The organism is Rhodococcus sp. G6(2025) (genome assembly GCF_058628105.1).
On sequence record NZ_CP179750.1, the window covers coordinates 4564629 to 4587052 of the forward strand.

A 22424-nucleotide genomic window follows, 5' to 3' on the forward strand; every position below is an offset into this window, starting at 1 on the left:
CAACCGGGGTGCTTGCGCCGCTGGATCGACGGCGGGACGCTCGGTCCTTGTGGGCAGGGGCAGCCGGATATACCGACGCCACTACGGTCCCGCGGATCGCCTTGCGCGAAAACACACCCTAGGTGTGTGGTGTGGGCACCCTGCACCGTCGGCACAACCCCACGACGAGGATGCCGGAGAACTATGCTTGGCCGTGAGCGTGTTCGAGGCGCGATGACCTGGAGCGCCGCCGAGGAGGTCCGCGATGAAGGCGATCATCCACACTCGGTTCGGCGGACCCGAAGTACTCGAACTCGCGCAGGTTCCGAAGCCGACACCCAAGGACGGCGAAGTCCTGGTGAAAGTCCACGCGACAACGGTGACAACAGCCGAATGCAAGATGCGCCGCGGCGAGCCGCTCTGGGGCCGGTTGATCCTCGGGCTGCGAAGGCCACGAAGGAACCTGCGGACCCTGGGCCTCGAGCTTGCCGGAGAGATCGAGGCCGTCGGCAAGGACGTGTACCGGTTCCAGCCGGGCGATCAGGTATTCGGGTTCACCGGTTTCGACATCGGCGCCTACGCCGAGTACAAGTGCCTGCCGGAAACCGCCTCGCTCGCACTCAAGCCGGTCGACAAGACCTACGAAGAGGCCGCCGCCGCCGTCGACGGTGCCACCACCGCGCTGTTCTTCCTTCGGGACAAGGCTAAGGTGCGAACCGGACAGAAGGTTCTCGTCAACGGCGCCTCCGGCAGCGTCGGCACCTACGCAGTGCAACTCGCCAAGTCGTTCGGCGCGGAGGTCACCGGAGTGTGCGGTCCGCACAACACGGAGTTGGTGAAGTCCCTGGGCGCCGACAAGGTCATCGATTACACCACAGAGGATTTCACCGACAACGCCGAGGAATACGACGTCGTCTTCGACGCCGTCGGCAGGAATTCGTTCGCTCGGTGCAAGGGCTCGCTCACCGAGCACGGGTGCTACGTTCCCACATCCGGGCTGAACAACAACCTGCTGCAACTCTGGACCTCGATCCGAGGCGGAAGGAAAGTCGTCACCGGTATGTCCGTCCGCAAGAACGACGCATTGGCGTACATCAAGCAGCTCATCGAAGCGGGCAAACTGCGGATCGTCATCGACCGCAGCTATCCCCTGGAACGCATCGTCGAGGCGCATCGGTATGTCGATACCGGACACAAGAGTGGCAACGTCGTCATCACCGTGGCGCAGACGGGCCGCCCCGGGGATCGGGTTCCAACCACCCGCATGCCCACATGACCCACTCGGGTACGCGCGTTTACGAGATCGCGACCTGGGGGAATCTCGTACACAAAAGGACGGTGCCAGATGTTGAAATCCGAGAACCCGAACCCCGTGCGACCCACCCGAAGCTTCCTGGACCGGCGCCGCGGGCCCTCCGACCGTGAACTGTTGACCACCGCGAAGGCGGTGCTGATCACCAGCCGGGGCTACAGCGATGCGCAGGCGTTCGACGAACTGCTCGACGTGGCACGACGGCACCACCTCTCCGTGCAGGGTGCCGCCCGGTGCCTGATCGACCTCACCAGCAACACCCGGCACCTCACCAGTCGCCGTCCGGGCACGTTCCCCGAGTGGGAAGGACTCCGCGGACAGCCTCCTTCGGGGCCCCACCGGCCGTCGCAGCGCATGGCCAGCCTGCACGGGCGAAACCATCCCCACCTCGCTACGCAGATACGCCCGTGACCTGCGCGGTCCGTCGGCTGTCGGCGCGCCGGGGTCGTCGCAGCGGCTGCGTACCCATACTCCTGCGGCAGATCGCCGCCCGGTCTCTAGGCTGGATTGCGCGGGACGGCGACCGTTGACCCCACCCACCGTCGCAGGTACGCACGCAGTTCGTCCTGGCTCCGCGGCGGGTTTCCGGGCGAGATGAAGAACGACTGCATCGTCCGCAGCTGATATTCGACGAGCTCACGCAGGGCGGGCTCGTCGTAGCCGTGCCGCTCCCAGTCGACGTCGAAGCGTCTGATCATCGTCATTCCGAAGGTGAGGGCCTCGTCGGACGTGATCCCCTCGGTGTGGGAATGAGAACCGGACAGCATGATGCCGAGCTGCGGAATGCGGGGCGCTTCGTTGAGTGTGTAGATCACGGCCTCGACCACAGCTTCAGCGGGGTCTTCGATGCCCACGAGGTGTTCTGTGAGGCGGTCGAGGAATCCGGCGACGGCGGCGATGGCTGCGGCTCGTAGGAGGGCGTCGGTGCTGGGAAAGTATCGGTACACCGTCTGACGGATGACGCCGAGGGATTCCGCAACGTCGGCGATGCTGATCGCCGTATCTTTCCGACTGATGAGTTCGACTGCGGCGGTGACGATTCGCCGGGACGCTTCCTCGTCACTTCCAGGCGGACTACCACCCCACCCACGCCTGCCAGCCACTGTCTTTCCCTACCTCTCACAACGCGCCGTTGGGCCCGAACGGCATGCAAGGGCTGTCGGCGCACCGCCCCACCGGACTCAGAGGTTACCGCGAACGCTTGGCCCTCCACCCCGTAGCCCTGTTTCGCGGACGCTCTCCAGGGATTCGCCGAATTCCGGGTGCGCGATGTTGAGCCGGACCACCACCGCTTCCACCGGCGTGGACTACGGGCCCGCGGTTGTCGCTGATGGTCCGGGACCCGAGCGCGACGCCCGAGCTGCAGCTCGACGCCACTCGAGCTCGTGCCGATGAAGTCCGGAAACTCGCGCGGGCCTTCCTCTCGCGGTCCTACCCTGGTACGCGAGAGACGGAAGGCGGATGAGTGATGCTGCTGCAGAACCGCACCACGATCGTCCACGGAGGCAGTGGCGCCATCGGCTCCGCGGTCGCGCGGGCGTACGCGCGGGAAGGCGCAGAGGTGCACCTCACCGGACGCACGCGCGCCACGCTCGAGGATGTCGCCCACCGCATCAGGGACGAGGGCGGGATTGCGCACGTCGCGGTTCTCGATGCGGTGGACCGGGACGCGGTTGAATGGCATGCCGCGGCGGTGGCGGACCAGAGCGGCGGCATCGACGTCTGCTTCAACGCCACCTTCAACGACGACATCCAAGGCACGCCGCTCGTCGACATGCGGGTCGGCGACGTCATGCAGCCAGTCGCCAAGGCGGTCACGACGAGCTTCACCGTGGCCACGGCCGCTGCACGCCACATGGTGGGACGCGGCACCGGCGTCATCCTCGTCATGGCCGGCGGACGGGAGGCTATCCCGAACCTCGGTGGCTCCCACGTCGCGTGGGCCGCACTCGCCGGACTGTGCCGACAGCGAACGCGGCCGTCTTCGCCGCGTCCGACTGGACCACGACGATGACCGCGGCCGAGATCAACCTCACCGGGGGCGCTGTCGTCGACTGACCCGGGCCTGGAGGCGGGACGAACGCCCTCCTCCTTCCGGGTTCGGTGGCAACCGAACCGTGAGTAACGACAGCGCTAGGTCTCCGGAACAGGCGCGGGACCGCATCGCGATCGGTGACCGGCACCCCATCGTTGATGGAGCCGCGACCGAGGCTCGTTGGCATGCGCAAAACCGAATTGTTCAGATCGGTAACCCGTTGCTTGGGAAACTTAATCATACATACCCATCGATGTGTGTATGTTATTAAACGCTCGGGTCTCTACCTGCCCAGAGGCTGCAGCCCACTCATGTCGCACGAGACGAGGTATCCCACATGACCGACCTGCACCCCAGAAAGATGGATTTCGCGTTTGACGAACAGGACGTCCCGTTCCTCTGGAACCCCGACAACCCGGCCTGGTCGAACATGTCGAATGCGATCTCGTTCCTGGCCGTCGGCTTCGAGAAGATGATCGTCAAGGCGATCATGCAGGCAAAACCACGGATGACCGACCCCGAGGTCGCAGAAGAGGCCATGGCGTTCATGCGTCAGGAGGGTCACCACTCGACCGCGCATCGCCAGCACGTCAAAGCCCTGATCAAGCGATACCCGGGGCTCCAGAACACCCTGGACGCCGTGATCGGCGAGTACGACCTCCTCACCGAGGCGACGACCCTGAACTACCGACTCGCCTACACCGCGGATCTGGAGGCAACCTTCACGCCGGTGTTCAAACTGATGCTCGACAACGACGCGACCCTCTTCCGACCGGGAGACGACCGCGTCGCGTCCCTGTTCATCTGGCATTTCGTCGAAGAGGTCGAACACCGGAGTTCCGCGATGATCATCTTCAATTCCCTTGTCGGGGAAGAGCTGTACCGGATGCGGATGGCGCCGTCGATCTTCGCACATGTGATGAAGGTGATGCGGATCGCCTGCGCCGGCTTCAATCAGCACGTGCCGATCAGGGAGCGGAAGGTCGATTCGATGTCGATGTTCGCCACGCACCGCACGAAGCAGAAACTGCTCACGTCGTTCGCGCCCTACCTGAGCAAAGGCGTCATGCCGCGTGCGTTCGACGACCTCCCGCGCGGTGAACAGCTCACCGCACTGGCCGGCATCGTCCGTAGTCAGATGCCGAAACACGACCCCACCCACGAAAAGCTGCCCGCGCTCGCCGACGAGTGGTTCGCCCGATACGACGCAGGCTACGACTGCACCCGGTGGTACACCACGGACTCACGCGAACGCCGGACCGATCCCGTCCCGGCGGTGGTCAACTGATGGCCGACCTCTGCTCACCCACCTTCGACCAACTCTCGGCAGCGCTCGGCTTCTCGTGCGCCGAGGCCGGCGGACTCGTCGAGGTCCGTAGCCCGTCGGCGCTGGAGAACTGGACCCTGCCGGTTCTCGAGCTCACCATCGTGGTCGGGTCGGTGCTCGCGCTCGTATTCGCGATCCTGCGCTGGCGCCGCAACGGCGATCCGACCAACCTGGTGCTCTGGTTCGGCGCCACGGCGTACCTGTTCGTCATCGAGCCACCGCTGTACTTTCCGGCGGCCTTCGGGATCGAAGAGCACGTGGACACGATGTTCGCGCACAACGTGTTCACCGTGGACTTCCTGTGGGGCCGGCTACCGCTGTACATCATCGCGATTTATCCGCTGATGGCCACGCTTGCCTTCGAGCTCGTCCGGATGCTCGGCGTCTTCCGGAAGTACGGGGTACTCGTCGGCGCGGTCTGTGTGGGCTTCGTGCACCACGCGTTCTACGAGATCTTCGACCAGCTCGGACCGCAGCTGAGGTGGTGGGAATGGTCGACCACCAACCCGGTCAACCAGCCCATGTTCGACTCGGTCCCACTGCCGAGCGTGGTGGTGTTCGCGGCCCTGTGGCCCATGTCGCTGGCCCTGTGCGTTCAGTTCTTCGTGGGCCGCTACGCCGACCGGGGCCGGGACTTCACCGGACTCGAACTGGTGTGGCGCACGATCGTGATCGGTCTCCTGGCGTCGGCGGGCACGTTCATCCTCCCGATCCCGGCGACGGTCCTCGGAATGGAGAGCACCACGGTCCGGGGAATTCTCTACGCGGCCGAACTGATCGTCATCGTGCTCGTCGCGATTCCGATCCTGGTCCGGCAGTGGTCACGGCTTCGACGGGGGACGTCGGACGTTCCCGCCTACTCGAACGATTTCGTCCGTGTCTACAGTGTGGTGTACCTCGGTGTGATGGGCATTCTGTGGGTGACCGCGTTGCCCAGCTACTTCGGCGCCGTCGACGGCGTCACGAGCAACGGCGATCCCATCGGAAATCTCTGGTACACCATCGCCTGCTTCGCGATTGCGATTCTGTGCGTCGCCGCCACCTTCACGGTGCCGCGGGGGGCCGCTGACGGACGCGGCCCGGTCTCCGGTGAGGGTGCGGTGCCGAACGCGGTCCGATAGGCGCGACGACGGGAGCGACTGCTTGGCCGGTGCGACCCCAGCCCGTGATCCGCGGCGATGCGCGCAGATCACGGGCTGGGATGCGCGAACTACAAGGCGCCGAGCGCTTCACAGGCCTTTCGCACGCCTTCGCCGTAGGCGGGGTCTGCTTGGGTGCAGTTGGCGATGTGGCGCTCGATGACGGCAGCCGACGCTCCGGTGATGGCACGGGCGGTGTTCTCGAACAGCACCGTCTGCTGTTCGGCAGTCATGCTGCGGAAGAGGTTGCCGGGCTGTTCGAAGTAGTTGTCGTCGTCTGCTCGGTAGTCGAACCGGTCGGCGACCACGCCGACTTCGAGTGGCGGTTCGGCGTAGCTCCGCTGGTCGGCGAAGCGGCCGTGTGAGTTGGGTTCGATGCTCGGGACGCTGCCCTGGTTGCCGTCGACCCGCATGACGCCGTCACGGTGGAACGAATTGACGTGGGTTGCCCCTCTGGGACTGTTGACCGGGATCTGGTGGTGGTTGACGCCGAGCCGGTAGCGGGCGGCGTCGCCGTAGGAGAACAGCCGGCCTTGCAGCATGCGGTCCGGTGAGAACCCGATGCCGGGGACGATGTTCGCCGGGGAGAAGGCCGCCTGCTCGACGTCGGCGTGGTAATTCTCCGGGTTGCGGTCGAGTTCGAGTTCCCCGACCTCGATGAGCGGATAGTCCTTCTTGGACCACACCTTGGTGAGGTCGAAGGGATGATAGCGGTAGGTCTGGGCGTCGGCTTCCGGCATGATCTGCACGAAAAGGGTCCACTTCGGGTAATTGCCCTCCTCGATTGCATTGAAGAGATCGCGCTGCGCCGACTCGCGATCGCCGGCGACGACGACGGCAGCCTCTTCGTCGGTGAGGTTCTTGATGCCCTGCTGAGTGCGGAAGTGGAACTTCACCCAGGAGCGTTCCCCGGCGTCGTTGACGAACGAGAAGGTGTGTGACCCGAAACCGTGCATGTGCCGGTAGCCGTCGGGGATGCCGCGGTCGGACATCACGATGGTGATCTGGTGCAGCGCCTCCGGGAGATTGGTCCAGAAGTCCCAGTTGTTCTCCGCCGAGCGCAGGTTCGTCTTCGGATCGCGCTTGACCGCGTGGTTGAGGTCGGGGAACTTGAGGGGGTCGCGGAAGAAGAAGACGGGGGTGTTGTTGCCGACGACATCCCAGTTGCCTTGCTCGGTGTAGAAGCGGACGGCGAATCCGCGGATGTCGCGTTCGGCGTCGGCGGCGCCGCGCTCGCCGGCGACCGTGGAGAAACGCAGGAATACCTCGGTCTGCTTGCCGATCTCCGAGAATACGGCGGCGTTGGTGTGTGCGGTGATGTCGTGGGTGACGCGGAAGGTGCCGAACGCGGCCGAACCTTTGGCGTGCATGCGGCGTTCGGGGATGACTTCGCGGTCGAAGTGCGCGAGTTTCTCGAGAAGCCAGACGTCTTGCAGGAGCATCGGACCGCGTGCGCCGGCGGTGAGGCTGTTCTGGTTGTCGGGTACCGGCGCACCGGCGACTGTGGTGAGTCCGTTCGGGTTGGTCATCGATTTCTCCTGTCTGACACCCGAGTCTGGGCGGGTGAATGTGGTTCGGCGAGAGCATCCCTCGAGGGAGAGCGCAGCGATGTCTCAATCTGACATTCCCGCGGTACGGTCGGTCAGAGCACGATGCCGAATTCGCGAATCTTGCGGTAGATCGTCGCTCGGGACATGCCGATGGCGGTGGCGGCGGCCGTCTTGTCGCCGGCATGAAGCGCGAGCGCGTCCACGATCGCGTCCCTCTCGAGCGCCTGCATCCTGGTCAACGTTCGGCGTGTGGTGGAACGGCATGCGGGAGGCAGGGTGTCGATTTCGACGACACCGGCCCGTTGCCGCCGGCAAGTGTCCTCGAGAACCTTCTTCAGCTGGGTGACGTTTCCGCGCCACGCCAGACGCGCGAGCTGATTCGAGGCGGCTGGAGCCAGGGTGAGGCCGGTGGCCCCCAGGGTGTCGAGGAGGCTGCGCACAAGATCCGGAATGTCGTCCAGGTGGTGCCGTAGGGGTGGCACCGTGACCGACTTGGGGAACATGCGCAGCAGTGGAGTGGTGTCGGTCGAGTCCTGGGGATACCGGGTGAGCACCACCCACGGTCTGCGAGGTGGCTCCTGCGCCTCGGGGCCCTGCAGTAGGTCCGCGAGCGCGGCGAGGTGAGCGTCGTTCAGGGCGTGTGCGTGCAGTATTGCCAGGTCGGATCCGCTGTCGAGTTCGTCGGAGGCCTCGGTGAGGAGATCGTCGCCGAGTGCGGTGGCGTCGAGTACGGCGAGTCCGCGGTCCGGTACGAGTTGGTGCGCCGCTCGGATCAGGGCGGTCTTGCCGACGCCGGGTTCTCCGTCGAGGACGAGCCAGTCCTGTCGTCGGCAGGCGTCGACGACCGCCTGGACCGTGTGCCGCCAGAGCGGGCTGGCACCGGCGATCGCGGGCGGGGTGGGAACATTCACCTTCGGAGTGGAAAGACGCTGCGAAGCAACCTGTTTCGTGATCCGAACAACACCTCCGGCCAGCCGGCTACCGGTGAATGCCGGCTCGTAACTCAGGCGTGCGACCGTTCCGCTGGGCAGGTCGGTGAGGATCGTGACCGGTGCCGTTTCGCCGCCGATGTCTCGGGTGCGTTCGAGGATCGCCATCTGGTCTGGTGAGTCGAATTGTTGCCGGGTCAGCGAGTTCATCATCACGACCTCGTCACCGACAGCGACGACGGGTCGGCTGGAGCGCCGGCATGCGGACCGGTACGCACTGAAGATCGCCCGGTCCAGTTCGGTTGCGTCGTCGAGCATGCGCTCGCGAAGGCGGGCTGCGGCAAGTGTGGCGAAGGACAGCAGCAGGGTGTTGGAATTCTGCGCGGCGGTGGTCAGGTCCACGACACCGAGAATCGCTCCGGTCATGGGGTGCGTCACCGGCGCTCCCGCGCAGGAGAAGGACCGCAGCGGACCACTGAAGTGCTGGTCTCCGTCCACGAGGAGAGGTCGGCCGACCTCGAGCGCGGTACCGATTCCATTGGTGCCGACCTGGGTCTCCGCGTAGCGAAAGCCCGGGGCGAGGTCGACTCGGTCGAGTGCGGTGAACAAGGCGCTGTCGCCACCGGTGCGGGAGAGGACGATGCCGTTCGCATCGGTGAGAATCAGTGATACCGGCTCGTTTTCGATGGCGGTGGTCAAGTCGGGCAGCACGGATCGGGCGGCGCGCTCGAGCACCGTATCGGCGGCCGCGCGCTCGACGTACGCGGCGGCGGGCCGGTCGTCGTCGCCCAACGCCTGCCGAGATCGCGACCAGGACACCCGGAGCCAATTACTCAGACGAAGGTAGTCCGATCCCGCAGGCGAACTCGAGGCCGGAGCCCCCTCGGAGTCCGAGTCCGAGTCCGAGTCCGAGTTCGACTTCGGCGTCGTGCGGTGGTGTGACGTGCTGGTGGGCTGTGGGGTCACTCGCTCGGGTCTCCTGGGTCGACTGATCGAGGGCTGCATGGTCTGCCGCGGCGCGGGGCAAGTGTAGGCAGCCACCACCCACCCGAAGGTGACCTGCGTCTCACACTGAGACGGATGAGAGATGGGTCACGGGGTTCAATCAATTTCCACAACGTCCCCCCCACAGCCGGCACCCGGCCGGCTCACGATCCAGGAGGCGCACATTGAGTAGGCAAAGCCTGACAAAGGCCCACGCGAAGATCACCGAACTGTCATGGGATCCGACATTCGCAACCCCGGCCACCCGGTTCGGCACCGACTACACCTTCGAGAAGGCTCCGAAGAAGGATCCTCTCAAGCAGATCATGCGGTCCTACTTCCCGATGGAGGAAGAGAAGGACAACCGCGTGTACGGCGCCATGGACGGTGCCATCCGCGGCAACATGTTCCGGCAGGTGCAGCAGCGGTGGCTCGAGTGGCAGAAGCTGTTCCTGTCGATCATTCCGTTCCCGGAGATCTCGGCCGCCCGAGCGATGCCGATGGCCATCGACGCCGTCCCCAACCCGGAAATCCACAACGGGCTGGCGGTGCAGATGATCGACGAGGTTCGTCACTCGACGATCCAGATGAACCTCAAGAAGCTGTACATGAACAACTACATCGATCCCGCCGGGTTCGACATCACCGAGAAGGCGTTCTCGAACAACTACGCGGGCACCATCGGCCGGCAGTTCGGCGAAGGGTTCATCACCGGTGACGCAATCACTGCCGCGAACATCTACCTGACCGTGGTCGCCGAGACCGCGTTCACCAACACCCTGTTCGTCGCGATGCCCGACGAGGCCGCCGCCAACGGTGACTACCTGCTGCCGACGGTGTTCCACTCGGTGCAATCCGACGAGTCCCGGCACATCTCCAACGGCTATTCGATCCTGCTGATGGCGCTCGCCGACGAGCGCAACCGGCCGCTGCTCGAACGGGATCTGCGGTACGCATGGTGGAACAACCACTGTGTCGTCGACGCCGCGATCGGCACCTTCATTGAGTACGGCACGAAGGACCGCCGCAAGGACCGCGAAAGTTACGCCGAGATGTGGCGGCGGTGGATCTACGACGACTACTACCGCAGCTACCTCATCCCGCTCGAGAAGTACGGCCTGACGATCCCGCACGACCTGGTCGAGGAGTCGTGGAAACGGATCACCGAGAAGGGCTACGTCCACGAGGTGGCCCGGTTCTTCGCCACCGGCTGGCCGGTGAACTACTGGCGGATCGACACGATGACCGACAAGGACTTCGAATGGTTCGAGCACAAGTACCCCGGCTGGTACTCGAAGTACGGCAAGTGGTGGGAGGAGTACAACCGCCTCGCCTACCCCGGCCGTAACAAGCCGATCGCGTTCGAGGAGGTCGGGTACCAGTACCCGCACCGGTGCTGGACCTGCATGGTGCCGGCCCTGATCCGCGAGGACATGGTCGTGGAGAAGGTCGACGACCAGTGGCGGACCTACTGCTCGGAGACTTGCTACTGGACCGACGCGGTCGCGTTCCGCAGCGAGTACGAGGGCCGGGATACCCCGAACATGGGGCGTCTCACCGGATTCCGGGAGTGGGAGACCCTCCATCACGGCAAGGATCTCGCTGACATCGTGCAGGACCTCGGTTACGTGCGCGACGACGGTAAGACCCTCATCGGTCAGCCGCACCTCCATCTGGACGACCCGAAGAAGATGTGGACTCTGGACGACGTACGAGGCAACACCTTCCAGAGTCCGAACGTGCTGCTGAACCAGATGTCCGAAGCCGAACGCAACGCGCACATCGCCGCGTACCGCGCCGGCGGCACAGTTCCGGCCTGATTCAAGGCCCGGTGGGTGGCGCCGCGGCCACTCCGGCGCCACCCACCGCTTCACCATTCACTTCACGAGCCCAGGAGAACCCCCGTGGCCGACAAGCACGTAATCAACTTCGAGCCCGTCGACATCGAGATGGAAGTCGGCGAAGACGAGTACATCCTCGATGCCGCATTCCGACAAGGCATCCACCTGATGCACGGCTGCCGTGAGGGACGCTGCTCGGCCTGCAAATCCTTTGTCCTCGACGGCGACATCCAGATGGAGAACTACTCGACATTTGCGTGCAACGACGCCGAGGTCGACGAGGGGCACGTGCTGCTGTGCCGCTCAACCGCATACAGCGACTGCACGATCGAACTGCTCAATTTCGACGAGGACGAACTTCTGGGCGGTGTCCCCATCCAAGATGTGCGCACCCAGGTGACCGGGATCGAGTCGATGACCAAGGACATCGTGTCGCTGCGACTGGCGCCCGTCGAACCCGCTGGGTACGAATTCAAACCTGGTCAATACTCCGACCTGCACATCCCGGGAACCGACGAGCATCGGTCCTTCTCCATGGCGACAACCCAATCGACGCCGGGGCACGTCGAATTCCTCATCAAGAAGTACCCCGGCGGCAAGTTCGCCGGCCTGCTCGAGGACGGGATATCGGTAGGTGACGAGATCGCCCTGACCGGTCCGTACGGGTCGTTCACCATCAAGGAAGGCCACGTTCTGCCAATGGTCTTCATCGGCGGCGGCGCGGGGATGGCTCCGCTGCTGTCGTTGCTGCGGCACATGAGCGAGACGGGCAACACCCGGCAGGTGCACTTCTACTACGGTGCCCGCACCCCGCAGGACCTGTTCTACCTCGACGAGATCCTCGAACTCGGACAGGGACTGAAGGATTTCAGTTTCGTGGCCTGCCTGTCCGAATCGATGGACCCACCGCCGGTGGGTGCGATCACCGTCGAGGACGGCAATGTCACCGACGTCGTCAGCTGCAGCGAACCCGAGCTCGGGCGGGCCGAGGTGTACCTGTGCGGGCCGCCGCCGATGGTCGACGCCGCCCTGGAACTGCTCGAGGCGAAGGGCACCCCGCACGACCAGATCTTCTACGACAAGTTCACCAGCCCCGCCTTCGAGTAGACGTCCCTCGGAAACCACCTTCCTGCTTCACCGACAGAACTGAGAAACGAGATGACCGCAACCTCCGAGTCCAAGCAACGCAGCTTTCCGAAGATCGAGTTCACCGACTCCGAAGCCGGTGCGCTGGAGTTCCCCAGCTCCCGCAGCCGCTCGTTCAGCTACTACACACCGGCCAAGAAGCGGTCGACGATGTACGAGGACGTGACCGTCGACGTGCAGCCCGACCCCGACCGTCACCTCTCGCAGGGCTGGATCTACGGCTTCGGTGACGGACCCGGCGGTTACCCACAGGAGTGGACGGCCGCGAAGTCGTCGAATTGGCACGCCTTCCTCGACCCGAACGAGGAGTGGGACCAGACCATCTTCCGCAACAACTCCAAGGTGGTCCATCAGGTCGAGTTGTGCCTGTCCAACGCCAAGCGTGCCCGAGTTTACGACGCCTGGAACACCCCGTGGCTGACGTTCATCTCCCGCAACCTGGGGGCCTGGATGCACGCCGAGAACGGGTTGGCGCTGCACGTGTTCACCTCGATCCAGCGGTCCTGCCCGACGAACATGATCAACACCGCCGTCGCGGTGAACGCCGCCCACAAGATGCGCTTCGCCCAGGACTTGGCCCTGTTCAATCTCGACCTGTCCGAGGCCACCGAGGACTTCGACGGTCTCGCCCACAAGGAGGTCTGGCAGTCCGCACCCGAGTGGCAGCCCACCCGCGAGGTCGTCGAGCGGCTCACCGCGGTTCCGGACTGGTGTGAGCTGCTGTTCGCCTCGAACATCGTCTTCGAGCAGCTGGTCGGCGTTCTGTTCCGCAGCGAATTGGTCATGCAGATCGCCGCCGGTAACGGTGACTACATCACCCCCACCATCGTCGGCACCGGCGAACACGACTACGACCGCGACCTCGCCTACACCCGCAACCTGTTCCGGTTGCTCACCCGAGACCCCGAGCACGGGGAGACGAACAAGGAGCTGTTCGGCACCTGGCTCTCGATCTGGGTGCCACGGTGCCTCGACGCCGCCCGGGCACTGCAGCCGATCTGGTCACAGCCGGCCGACAAGGCGATCACCTTCGCCACCAGTTTCGACGCCGCCACCGACAAGTTCCGTTCCCTGCTCGAGGACCTCGGGCTCGACATCCCCAAGGAGTTGGACAAGTGAGCATGCAATTCGGATCGTCCACCGAGTTCTCCAACATGTGTGGCGTGACCTTGATGAACACCCCCATCGGCCGTGTCGTCGCGGAAGTGATGGGCGCCAAGGACGGTGTCGAGCTGACCGAGTACCCGTCGATGATCCGCGTCGACGGCCAGAAGCTGCTCGACTTCGACTATGAGGAACTCACCGACGCCCTCGGCCAGGAATTCGACGGCTCCATCTTCGAGGAGATCAGCTCCACCCACTACGGGCGCATGGTCCACCTCGACGAGAAGACCCTGCTGTTCGCCAGCCCCGAGGACGCCGCCGAGTACATCGGATTCGACCTCACAGCGCAGTAGATCGCAGCTGTCCGGGGCCACACAGGGTGGCCCCGGACACCCCCAGCCCACCCGAAAACCAGGACCAAGCGAGGACCCGATGTATCAGAAGGACGGTCAGAAATATTTCATCGTGGACGGCCACGTCCACGTCTGGGACGCCCGCGAGTCGAACCAGAAGAACGTGCACGGCAAGCAGTTCATCGACTGCTTCTACGACTATCACAAGAACCTCAGCCCCGAAGAGGTCGTGTGGGACTACGACACCTACACGTACTACGGCAGCGAACGCTTCGAGCGTGACATCTTCGTGGAGGGATACGTCGACCACGCGATCTTCCAGGCCACCTTACTCAGCGACTTCTACCACAACGGATTCGGGCGAACCGACGAAGCACTCGCCCTGGTCGCCAAGCACCCCGGCAAACTGACCTACAACCACGCCTACGATCCCCGTCACGAGGAGGCCGGGCTCGAACAACTCCGCAAGGACGCCGACCGGATGAACCTGCAGGGCGTCAAGCTCTACACCGCCGAATGGCACGGCGATTCCCGCGGCTACAAACTCGACGACCCCTGGTCGCGGCGCTACCTCGAAGAGTGCATCGAGCTGGGGATCAGGAACATTCACGTCCACAAGGGCCCGACGATCCGTCCCCTCGACCGCGACGCCTTCGACGTCTCCGACATCGACAAGGTCGCTACCGACTACCTGGACCTGCGGTTCGTCGTCGAGCACGTGGGCCTGCCGCGCCTCGAGGACTTCTGCTGGATCGCCACCCAGGAGTCGAACGTGTACGGCGGCCTGGCGGTTGCCCTTCCGTTCATCCACACCCGGCCCCGCTACTTCGCCCAGATCATCGGCGAGTTGCTCTACTGGATCGGCGAGGACAAAATCCTGTTCGGCAGCGACTATGCGCTGTGGACCCCGAAGTGGCTGATCGAGAAGTTCGTCGACTTCCAGATCCCCGAGGACATGCAGGGCGAGTACGCCCCGATCACCGTCGAGCAGAAGCAGAAGATCCTCGGCCTCAACGCGGCAGCGCTGTACGACATCGACGTTCCCGCGAACCTGCGACTGGCCGAGCCGGCCGGGCAGGAAGGTGTGGAGGTCGCTGCCGGGGCGCGGGAAACCGTGTCGTCATGACCGCCGCCGTCGTCTGCACCGAGCAGGACGTCCTGATGGCCCTGTCGACGGTCACCGACCCGGAACTGGACGAGCCGATCACCGATCTCGGCTTCGTCCGGTCGGTCACACTCGATGACGACGGGGTCACCGTGCACCTGCGGCTGCCCACCGCGTTCTGCTCGCCGAACTTCGCCTACCTCATGGCCTCCGACGCCCTCGACGCCCTGCGTCTGGTCGAGGACATCGGCGAGGTGCGGGTGCTGCTCGACGACCATCACGACAGCGACAAGATCAACGCCGGTCTCGCGGCGGACGCCGGATACGTCGGGACGTTCGGCTCCGAGGCGGAGGAGAGTCTGCACGAGTTGCGCCGAACGTTCCGGTCCAAGGCGCACGCCGCGGCGATGGAGCGGTGTGTCGAGGCGCACCTGAAGACCACCGATGTGGGTGTGAACGAGATCTACCGGCTCACCCTCAGCGACCTCGCTACCGGGAAGGCCAAGGCCGCGCTGCTGCGTCGCAGGATCGGCATCGGGTTGAGCATCTGCCCGGCCAGCCGGGTGTTCGTCGACGACGACGGCAAGCGCATCGCCTCGGAATCGGTGCCGATGCGGCTGCGCTTCGCCAAGTCGGTGCGCATTTCGATGGAAGGCAACGCGCATTTCTGCCGCGGCCTGCTCGCTACCCGTTACGCCGACAGCGAATCCGTCGGCGCCACAACGCGAATCACCAATCTCAGAACCAGGAGCCCGCGATGAAGGCCGTGCAAGTGGTGGGATACCACACCAAACTGCAGCTCACCGACATTCCCGAACCCACGATCGACGGCCCGCTCGATGTCATCGTGCGCATCGGCGGCGCGGGTGTGTGCCGCACCGATCTGCACATCCTCGAAGGGCAGTGGGAGGCGAAGTCCGGTGTCGCGCTGCCGTACACGATCGGCCACGAGAACGCCGGCTGGGTCCACGCCGTGGGCGACGCCGTCACCAATGTCGCGGTCGGCGACAAGGTGATTCTGCACCCGCTCATCACGTGCGGACTGTGCCGGGCGTGCCGATTCGGAGACGACGTCCACTGCCAGAACAGCACGTTCCCCGGCATCGACGTCAACGGCGGGTACGCCGAATATCTGCGCACCACCGCCCGCAGTGTGGTCCGGATCGACGACTCGCTCGAACCGGCCGACGTCGCCGCCCTCGCCGACGCGGGCCTGACGGCGTACCACGCCGTTGCCAAGGCCGCGAAGACCACTCGGCCCGGAGACGTGTGCGTCGTGATCGGAGCCGGCGGACTCGGTCACATCGGCATCCAGGTCCTGAAGGCGATCTCCGGCGTCACCGTGGTCGTGCTCGACCGCAACCCCGCGGCCGTCGAACTCGCCGTGAAGATCGGCGCCGACCACGGCATCGTCGCCGACGGCACCCACATCCAGCAGGTGCTCGACCTGACCGGCGGTCACGGCGCCGAAGCCGTCGTCGACTTCGTCGGCGAGGGTGGCGCGACCGCAGAAGGGATCGCGATGCTGCGCCGCGCCGGGAACTACTACGTCGTCGGGTACGGCGAGAACATCGACGTCCCGACGATCGATGTGATCTCCACCGAGATCAACTTCATCGGAAATCTCGTCGGCTCCTACAACGACCTCCAGGAGCTCATGACCCTTGCCGCCCAGGGCAAGGTCACCCTGCACACCACCCGGTACCGGCTCGAGGACTTCCAGCAAGCACTCGACGATCTCGATGCCGGCCGGGTGCGCGGCCGCGCGATTCTCGTCCCGTAGCACGTCGCATCCTCCGCTCGAAGCACGAAAGGACATCAGCCATGGCAAAAGAGCTGCGGTACAACACGGACGCCCGGGCGCGGCTCGAGCACGGCGTCAACGCCCTCGCCGACGCGGTCAAGGTGACCCTCGGCCCCAAGGGGCGCAACGCGGTGCTCGAAAAGCTCACCGGACCACCGACGATCACCAACGACGGCGTGACCATCGCCCGCGAGATCCAGCTCCGCGAACCCTTCGCCAACATGGGTGCCCAGCTGGTCAAGGAAGTGGCGATGAAAACCAATGGTGTGGTCGGCGACGGCACCACCACGGCAACCGTGCTCGCCCAGGCGATGGTCCGCGAGGGGCTGCGGTCCGTCGAGGCCGGCGCCAACCCCATGCGGGTGCGCCGCGGCATCGAACGGGCCGTGTCCGTGGTCGTCGACTCCCTGCACGAACAGGCATCCCAGATCGGGGGGCAAAGCGATCTGCACCGGATCGCGACCCTCGCCGCCAGCGACGACGAGGTGATCGGGCACGCCATCTCGACGGCCGTCGACTACGTCGGCAAGTCCGGGGTCGTCACCACCGAGGAGAGCGACACCCTCGGGCTGTCGGTCGACATCGTCGACGGCATCGAGTTCGATCACGGCTACATCTCCGGCTACATGGTCACCGACCCGGAGCGGATGGAAGCGGTGCATACCAATCCGCTGATCCTGCTGACCAACAAGAAGATCACCCAGGTTCAAGACATCATGCCGAGCATCGAGGTGGCCAAGCGCGCCGACCGGCCCCTGGTGGTGCTGGCCGAGGAGGTCGACGGGCCGGCCCTGCAACTTCTCGTCGGCGGCAACATGCACAAGACGATGCAGTCGGTGGTCGTCCGGGCCCCCGGTTTCGGGCACCGACGGGTCGCCGAGCTCGAAGACCTCGCGGTGGCGCTGGGTGGGCACGTGATCGCCAAGGACACCGGCATCGAACTGTCCGAAATCAGTGTCGAGCATCTCGGTTCGTGTGATCGCATCACCGTGACCGAGAACGAGACCACGATCGTCGGCGGGCACGGGGACCAGCGCCTGCTCGACGCCCGCATCGCCCAGCTCGAATCCCAGCACGAGCGCGCCAAGATCGAGGCGGACCAGGAGAGCCTCGAACTGCGCATCGCCCGGCTCACCGGTCGGGTGGCCGTCATCCGCGTCGGCGGCGCGACCAGCGTCGAGCTCAAGGAGCGGATGTTGCGCGTCGAGGACGCCCTGGCCGCCACTCGCGCCGCGGTGGAGGCGGGGATCGTCTCCGGTGGTGGTACCGCGCTGGCGCAGTCGCATCGGGCGTTGGCCGATCTCGACCTGACCGGCGACGAGGCCATCGGGTGTGACGTCGTGCGCCGCGCTCTCGCCGAACCGCTGCGCTGGATCGCGATCAACGCCGGGTTCGACGGCGACGAGGTCGTCGAGGTGGTCGCCGGTTTACCGCTCGGGCACGGGTTCAACGCGCTCACCGGTGAATACGGGGACATGTTCGACGACGGGGTGATCGATCCGTTCAAGGTCACCCGCGCCGCACTCGAGAGCGCGGCCTCGATCGCGGCACTTCTGATCACCACGGAGACCGCTGTCGTGGAAGAGGTGCTGGGCAATCCCGGTGCCATCATGGCGCCCGGTTTCGGCGATCTCGCCGAAGGCATGGTCCGCCCGTCGAACATCTACTAGAGCAATCCAGTGGGTCACCGCCTCGACGGTCCTGCGAGGGGGTGACCCACTCCCCCGTTCCGGCGGTGAGGAATTCGTCCGAAAGAAAGTGAGTCATCGTGATTTTCATCGTGGTGAAGTTCAAGGTCCTCGACAAGTACCGGAACGACTGGTTGCTCGTCACCAAGGAGTTCACCGACGCGACCCGATCCGAGCCGGGCAATCTCTGGTTCGAATGGCATCGCAGCGCAGACGATCCCGCCGAGTTCGTGCTGATCGAGGCGTTCCGGGACGGGCAGGCCGGGTCCGACCATGTCGCTGCCGACCACTTCCGGAAGGGATTGGACGCGATGCGCCCGGCGCTGAGCGAGACACCGCGCATCCTCCACACCGACCTACCCGGCACCGACTGGTCCCGCATGGGCGAACTGGAGATCAACCGGTAACCAGGTGCGGCGCACAACCTGACGGAATACAACACTGTGGAAGGACAAGCATGACCGTGGTGACGACCGGTCCCGTCGCGGGTCTGCTCGCGGCACTGGGCGATGCCGTGGTGACCGACAGCGACACCATGATCGCCTACACCCGCGACCAGTCGATGCTCTCCCCCTCTGGGCATCCGATCGCGGTGGTCCGCGCCCGGACCACCGACCACGTCGTGACAACCCTGAAAACCGCCCACCGGTACGGCATTCCGGTCGTCACGAGAGGGGCGGGCACCGGACTCGCCGGCGGGGCCAACGCGATCGACGGCTGCATCGTGCTCAGCACCGAGAAACTCGACCGCATCCTCACCATCGACGAACAGTCCCGCACCGTCACGGTCGAGCCGGGAGTGATCAACGGTGACCTCGCTGCCGCGGCCGCGGAGCGCGGACTCTGGTACGTCCCAGACCCCGGCAGTCGCGCCGTCTCCACGATCGGGGGAAACCTCGCGACCAATGCCGGCGGAGCATGCTGCGCGAAATACGGGGTCACCGGCGACCACGTCGCCCGGATCAAGGCGGTGCTCGCCGACGGCCGGATCATCCACACCGGCGCCGCCACCCGCAAGAATGTCGCCGGATTGAACCTGACCCAACTGCTGGTCGGGTCCGAGGGCACCCTGGCCGTCATCGTCGAGGCGACCATGCGGCTGCGTCGACCACCGGCACGCACGGCCACCGTCGTCGCCGCCTTCGCCGAGCCCGTCCAGGCGGTCGACGCGGTGATGGCGATTCAGGCGGTGGCCGACCCGAGCCTGGTGGAACTCATGGACCGCACCACCATCTCGGCCGTCAACGACATGACCCGCATGGGTCTCGACCAGACGGCCGGCGCGCTGCTGCTGATCCAGTGCGACGGCGACGCAGCCCCGGCGGAAGCGCAGCGCAGCGCGGACGCGTGCCGTGCCGCCGCGGCCACCGAGCTCTACATGAGCACCGACCCCGCCGAAGGTGACGCCCTCATGCAGGCCCGCAGTGTGGCGCTGACCGCCCTCGAGCGCCGCGGCAGCACTCTGCTCGACGACCTGGCCGTGCCGGTGCCCCGGCTACCGCACATGCTCGACGCCATTACCCGCATCGCCGACCACTACCGCCTCCTCATCGGCACCTTCGGGCACGCCGCCGACGGCAACCTCCACCCCACGATCGTGTTCGACGCCGCAGATCCGGACGCCACCGAACGGGCCCACCAGGCCTTCGACGAGATGGTGGCGCGATGCTTGGCGCTGGGCGGATCCATCACGGGCGAGCACGGCGTCGGCGACCTCAAACGCCGCTACCTCGAACCCATGATCGGGTCGGTGGAGAGGTCCCTGATGGCGGAAGTCAAGGCAGCGTTCGACCCCACCGGAATTCTCAATCCGGGACGTGCGATTTGACACCCACGAAACCACACGTCCGATCGAAGCGGGACGACGACCTCGTCCTGGAGTTCGGCAACCGGTGGGCAGTGTTCGGCGGCGGCAGCGCCGAACACATCTTCGTCACGTTCGGGTGGACCGAGGCGCAGTACTTCGAGCGCCTGAAGGTCCTGGCCGGACGCCGTTTCCCGCCCCTCGACGACACCCTCCGGCACCGTCTTCTCGCCGTGTGCGCCGAGCGGCTACAGCGAACCGCTCATCCCCCTTCCTCTGCGTCGAACGGCCACGTCGATGACAGTGCATCCCGGCCGACGGTGCGGCCGTCCCCGACCTGATCCCGGCTCTCCGCCACCCCGTCTCATATTGAGACCCGTCTCACATCGAGACGACGTACCCTCAACTACGTGAGAGGTGGAGAATCGGGGCGTAAATACAGCATGACCAGCAAGGATCTACAGAAGGCGCGAGAGCTGTTCCTCGCCGACGACGGCCTCGACAGCTCCGTTCGCCAGCCGATCTCGTACTCGTGGCAGCGATCGAAGTCGCTCAAGGTGCGCCCCGACCAACTCGACCTCCCGTTCGTACGAGAGCCGAATCTGGACTGCCCTCTCGTCGCGGCAGCCGAACCCGTCCTGAGGCAACTCGCGGACGGACTGGTCGACGAACCGGTGAGCGTCATCCTGACCTCGGCTGACGGAGTGATCTTGACCAGGATCACCGCCAGCCGACGACTCAATCGCACACTCGACGACGTCCAACTGATACCCGGTTACAGCTACTCGGAAGAATTCGCCGGCACCAACGGCATCGGCACCACTCTCGAAACCCGTCAGCCCACCCTGGTGACGGGCGCCGAGCACTACGCCGACTGCCTCGGGCAACTGGCGTGCGCCGGTGTCCCGATCACCCATCCGATGTCCGGCGCCCTCGTCGGCGCGCTCGATCTCACCGGCTGGGTAGAGGACGGTGGCCCGCTGTTGGCCACCCTCGCCAAATCCGCCACGGCTCAGATCGAAGGGCGACTCCTGGCACAGGCCAGTGCGGACCAGACCGCGTTACTCAACGCCTATCTGAAGGTCTGTCGACGGTCACCCCAAACGGGGGTGTTGGCGCTCGGCGACGACGTCGTTCTCGTCAACCGAAAACTACGCGTGGCACTGGATGCCCAGGATCAGGGTGCGTTGCTCGAACACGCCGTGGACCTGAGCGGCGCTCCGGCCACCCAACGACACATCGTCGCCCTGCCCAGCGGCCAGACGGCCCGGCTGTCCTCGGTCGAGGACTTCGGGCTGGGGGCCCGACGGCAGATGGCCTTGTTCTACGTACATCTGCTGGAGATCCCCACATCGGGATCCCCTGCTCTGGAGAGCATCCGCGTCTTGCCCGGAATCACCGGCACCAGCGCGTCCTGGCGCCGCAGTTGCCAGCAGATCGCTCGCTGCGCGCGCGAACACCAGTGGGTCACCGTCTCCGGCGAAGCCGGAAGCGGCCGCGCATCGGCTCTCAAAGCTGTTGCCATCGAACACATTCCCATCCGCACACGGATCTTCACGGTGGCCGAACTCGCGGGCGACAGCGCCGGCCTGCCGGCACTCGAACAGGAACTCGGACAAGATCGATTCAGCGTCATCCTGCGCGACATCGACCTCCTCGGCGAGTCGCAGCTGCGAACTGTCGCCGACCTCGTTCAAGGACGCGAACACGCCGGATGGATCGGCGCGACCATCGACGGAACCGATCACAACACCGACCTCGACACGCTGATCCTTCCCCACTTCAGCCATACCGTCACCATGCCCGCGCTGCGTCATCGCATCGACGATCTTCACAGCTTGGTACCACATTTGCTGCGACAGCTCGGGCGCGGCGCGGACTTGTCTCTCTCGCCTGCGGCGATGCGCCAACTCTGCAAGTACAGCTGGCCCGGCAACGTCACCGAGCTCCGGCAGGTTCTGCACGACGTGGTCCAGCGTCAGCGCTCCGGTGTCGTCGAGGTCGAGCAGCTACCCCCGATGTGCCGAGCCCTGAGCCGACACACACTCACACAGATCGAAGCCCTCGAACGCGACGCCATCGTGCGCAGCCTCGAGGAGAACCACGGCAACAAGAAGGCCGCCGCAACAGCTCTCGGCATCTCACGGGCCACCATCTACCGCAAGATCAAGGAATTCGGCATCGACATCTGACGTCGCCCGCACCACTTGGTGTCAGGAAATGAGACACGCATCACACCCTAGCCGGCGGATCATGAGGTCAGACAGAGAATCCCACGCGGATCAGCAACTCGTTGAGGGCCAGCCTCTTTCGAGTGCAGGAAC

General features: G+C 65.3%; 20 protein-coding genes. 17 read left to right on the forward strand and 3 right to left on the reverse strand.

Annotated elements, in window-relative coordinates; all coding sequences use genetic code 11:
- Positions 1-244 precede the first annotated feature (244 nt).
- A complete protein-coding gene (locus ACLIVD_RS20880) occupies positions 245-1255 on the forward strand; it encodes an NAD(P)-dependent alcohol dehydrogenase (RefSeq protein WP_491930576.1) in 1011 nt (336 codons plus the stop codon).
- A 69-nt stretch (positions 1256-1324) separates the two neighbouring features.
- A complete protein-coding gene (locus ACLIVD_RS20885; RefSeq protein WP_009472922.1) occupies positions 1325-1702 on the forward strand; it encodes an ANTAR domain-containing protein in 378 nt (125 codons plus the stop codon).
- Between the two features lie 86 nt (positions 1703-1788).
- On the opposite strand, the gene ACLIVD_RS20890 is transcribed toward ACLIVD_RS20885, so the two are convergent.
- On the reverse strand, positions 1789-2394 hold the full coding sequence (locus ACLIVD_RS20890) for a TetR/AcrR family transcriptional regulator (protein WP_009472923.1): 606 nt from the start codon (positions 2392-2394) through the stop codon (positions 1789-1791).
- 365 nt (positions 2395-2759) lie between these two features.
- Here ACLIVD_RS20890 and ACLIVD_RS20895 point away from each other — a divergent pair, with 365 nt between their 5' ends.
- The 3 genes from ACLIVD_RS20895 (at position 2760) to ACLIVD_RS20905 (ending at position 5774) form a co-directional block, all read left to right on the forward strand.
- Positions 2760-3305, forward strand: coding sequence for an SDR family NAD(P)-dependent oxidoreductase (locus ACLIVD_RS20895; protein WP_283335415.1), 546 nt, complete (start codon positions 2760-2762; stop codon positions 3303-3305).
- Positions 3306-3663: 358 nt separating this feature from the next.
- Positions 3664-4614, forward strand: a complete 951-nt coding sequence (locus ACLIVD_RS20900; protein ID WP_491930577.1) for a metal-dependent hydrolase — start codon at positions 3664-3666, stop codon at positions 4612-4614.
- Positions 4614-5774 (forward strand): hypothetical protein, encoded by a 1161-nt coding sequence (locus tag ACLIVD_RS20905; protein WP_491930578.1) that lies wholly within the window; start codon positions 4614-4616, stop codon positions 5772-5774. The genes ACLIVD_RS20900 and ACLIVD_RS20905 overlap by 1 nt, the downstream gene beginning before the upstream one ends.
- 89 nt (positions 5775-5863) lie before the next feature.
- On the opposite strand, the gene ACLIVD_RS20910 is transcribed toward ACLIVD_RS20905, so the two are convergent.
- Both ACLIVD_RS20910 and ACLIVD_RS20915 read right to left on the reverse strand, forming a co-directional pair.
- Positions 5864-7321 carry a catalase gene (locus ACLIVD_RS20910; RefSeq protein ID WP_283352015.1) on the reverse strand — a complete coding sequence of 486 codons (1458 nt, stop codon included), beginning with the start codon at positions 7319-7321 and terminating at the stop codon, positions 5864-5866.
- A 113-nt stretch (positions 7322-7434) separates the two neighbouring features.
- Positions 7435-9090 carry a sigma-54-dependent Fis family transcriptional regulator gene (locus ACLIVD_RS20915; RefSeq protein ID WP_491930579.1) on the reverse strand — a complete coding sequence of 552 codons (1656 nt, stop codon included), beginning with the start codon at positions 9088-9090 and terminating at the stop codon, positions 7435-7437.
- A gap of 350 nt (positions 9091-9440) precedes the next feature.
- Between ACLIVD_RS20915 and ACLIVD_RS20920 the strand changes: the two genes are divergently transcribed.
- The 12 genes from ACLIVD_RS20920 (at position 9441) to ACLIVD_RS20975 (ending at position 22292) form a co-directional block, all read left to right on the forward strand.
- Complete coding sequence (locus ACLIVD_RS20920) at positions 9441-11075, forward strand: ferritin family protein (RefSeq protein WP_009472931.1); 1635 nt, start codon at positions 9441-9443, stop codon at positions 11073-11075.
- 84 nt (positions 11076-11159) lie between these two features.
- A complete protein-coding gene (locus tag ACLIVD_RS20925) occupies positions 11160-12203 on the forward strand; it encodes a 2Fe-2S iron-sulfur cluster-binding protein (RefSeq protein ID WP_009472932.1) in 1044 nt (347 codons plus the stop codon).
- Positions 12204-12254: 51 nt separating this feature from the next.
- Positions 12255-13361, forward strand: a complete 1107-nt coding sequence (locus tag ACLIVD_RS20930) for an aromatic/alkene monooxygenase hydroxylase subunit beta (protein ID WP_491930580.1) — start codon at positions 12255-12257, stop codon at positions 13359-13361.
- Positions 13358-13699 carry a propane 2-monooxygenase effector subunit MimD gene (gene mimD / locus ACLIVD_RS20935; RefSeq protein WP_009472934.1) on the forward strand — a complete coding sequence of 114 codons (342 nt, stop codon included), beginning with the start codon at positions 13358-13360 and terminating at the stop codon, positions 13697-13699. The genes ACLIVD_RS20930 and mimD overlap by 4 nt, the downstream gene beginning before the upstream one ends.
- 79 nt (positions 13700-13778) lie before the next feature.
- On the forward strand, positions 13779-14825 hold the full coding sequence (locus ACLIVD_RS20940; RefSeq protein WP_280784341.1) for an amidohydrolase family protein: 1047 nt from the start codon (positions 13779-13781) through the stop codon (positions 14823-14825).
- Complete coding sequence (locus tag ACLIVD_RS20945) at positions 14822-15565, forward strand: iron-sulfur cluster assembly protein (RefSeq protein ID WP_491930581.1); 744 nt, start codon at positions 14822-14824, stop codon at positions 15563-15565. The genes ACLIVD_RS20940 and ACLIVD_RS20945 overlap by 4 nt, the downstream gene beginning before the upstream one ends.
- Positions 15562-16587, forward strand: coding sequence for an NAD(P)-dependent alcohol dehydrogenase (locus ACLIVD_RS20950; protein ID WP_280784343.1), 1026 nt, complete (start codon positions 15562-15564; stop codon positions 16585-16587). The genes ACLIVD_RS20945 and ACLIVD_RS20950 overlap by 4 nt, the downstream gene beginning before the upstream one ends.
- Positions 16588-16628: 41 nt before the next feature.
- A complete protein-coding gene (gene groL, locus ACLIVD_RS20955; RefSeq protein WP_418338713.1) occupies positions 16629-18278 on the forward strand; it encodes a chaperonin GroEL in 1650 nt (549 codons plus the stop codon).
- 98 nt (positions 18279-18376) lie between these two features.
- Entirely contained in the window at positions 18377-18703 is a 327-nt protein-coding gene (locus tag ACLIVD_RS20960; RefSeq protein WP_005571675.1) for a putative quinol monooxygenase, read from the forward strand.
- 50 nt (positions 18704-18753) lie between these two features.
- Positions 18754-20124, forward strand: a complete 1371-nt coding sequence (locus tag ACLIVD_RS20965) for an FAD-binding oxidoreductase (protein ID WP_280784346.1) — start codon at positions 18754-18756, stop codon at positions 20122-20124.
- Positions 20121-20441 carry a hypothetical protein gene (locus ACLIVD_RS20970; RefSeq protein ID WP_491930582.1) on the forward strand — a complete coding sequence of 107 codons (321 nt, stop codon included), beginning with the start codon at positions 20121-20123 and terminating at the stop codon, positions 20439-20441. Before ACLIVD_RS20965 ends, ACLIVD_RS20970 begins: the two co-directional genes overlap by 4 nt.
- A 102-nt stretch (positions 20442-20543) precedes the next feature.
- Positions 20544-22292: a sigma-54-dependent Fis family transcriptional regulator gene (locus tag ACLIVD_RS20975; RefSeq protein WP_491930584.1), complete on the forward strand. Its 1749-nt coding sequence runs from the start codon at positions 20544-20546 to the stop codon at positions 22290-22292.
- The last annotated feature ends 132 nt before the right edge of the window (positions 22293-22424 follow it).

Bases quoted from the DNA above. Each gene is read 5' to 3' on its own strand.
- ACLIVD_RS20900 (WP_491930577.1), top strand. From the start codon at position 3,664: ATGACCGACCTGCACCCCAGAAAGATGGATTTCGCGTTTGACGAACAG.
- ACLIVD_RS20945 (WP_491930581.1), top strand. From the start codon at position 14,822: ATGACCGCCGCCGTCGTCTGCACCGAGCAGGACGTCCTGATGGCCCTG.
- ACLIVD_RS20975 (WP_491930584.1), top strand. From the start codon at position 20,544: ATGACCAGCAAGGATCTACAGAAGGCGCGAGAGCTGTTCCTCGCCGAC.
- ACLIVD_RS20930 (WP_491930580.1), top strand. From the start codon at position 12,255: ATGACCGCAACCTCCGAGTCCAAGCAACGCAGCTTTCCGAAGATCGAG.
- ACLIVD_RS20940 (WP_280784341.1), top strand. From the start codon at position 13,779: ATGTATCAGAAGGACGGTCAGAAATATTTCATCGTGGACGGCCACGTC.
- ACLIVD_RS20905 (WP_491930578.1), top strand. From the start codon at position 4,614: ATGGCCGACCTCTGCTCACCCACCTTCGACCAACTCTCGGCAGCGCTC.
- ACLIVD_RS20885 (WP_009472922.1), top strand. From the start codon at position 1,325: ATGTTGAAATCCGAGAACCCGAACCCCGTGCGACCCACCCGAAGCTTC.
- ACLIVD_RS20880 (WP_491930576.1), top strand. From the start codon at position 245: ATGAAGGCGATCATCCACACTCGGTTCGGCGGACCCGAAGTACTCGAA.
- ACLIVD_RS20895 (WP_283335415.1), top strand. From the start codon at position 2,760: ATGCTGCTGCAGAACCGCACCACGATCGTCCACGGAGGCAGTGGCGCC.
- ACLIVD_RS20965 (WP_280784346.1), top strand. From the start codon at position 18,754: ATGACCGTGGTGACGACCGGTCCCGTCGCGGGTCTGCTCGCGGCACTG.
- groL (WP_418338713.1), top strand. From the start codon at position 16,629: ATGGCAAAAGAGCTGCGGTACAACACGGACGCCCGGGCGCGGCTCGAG.
- ACLIVD_RS20910 (WP_283352015.1), bottom strand. From the start codon at position 7,321: ATGACCAACCCGAACGGACTCACCACAGTCGCCGGTGCGCCGGTACCC.
- ACLIVD_RS20950 (WP_280784343.1), top strand. From the start codon at position 15,562: ATGAAGGCCGTGCAAGTGGTGGGATACCACACCAAACTGCAGCTCACC.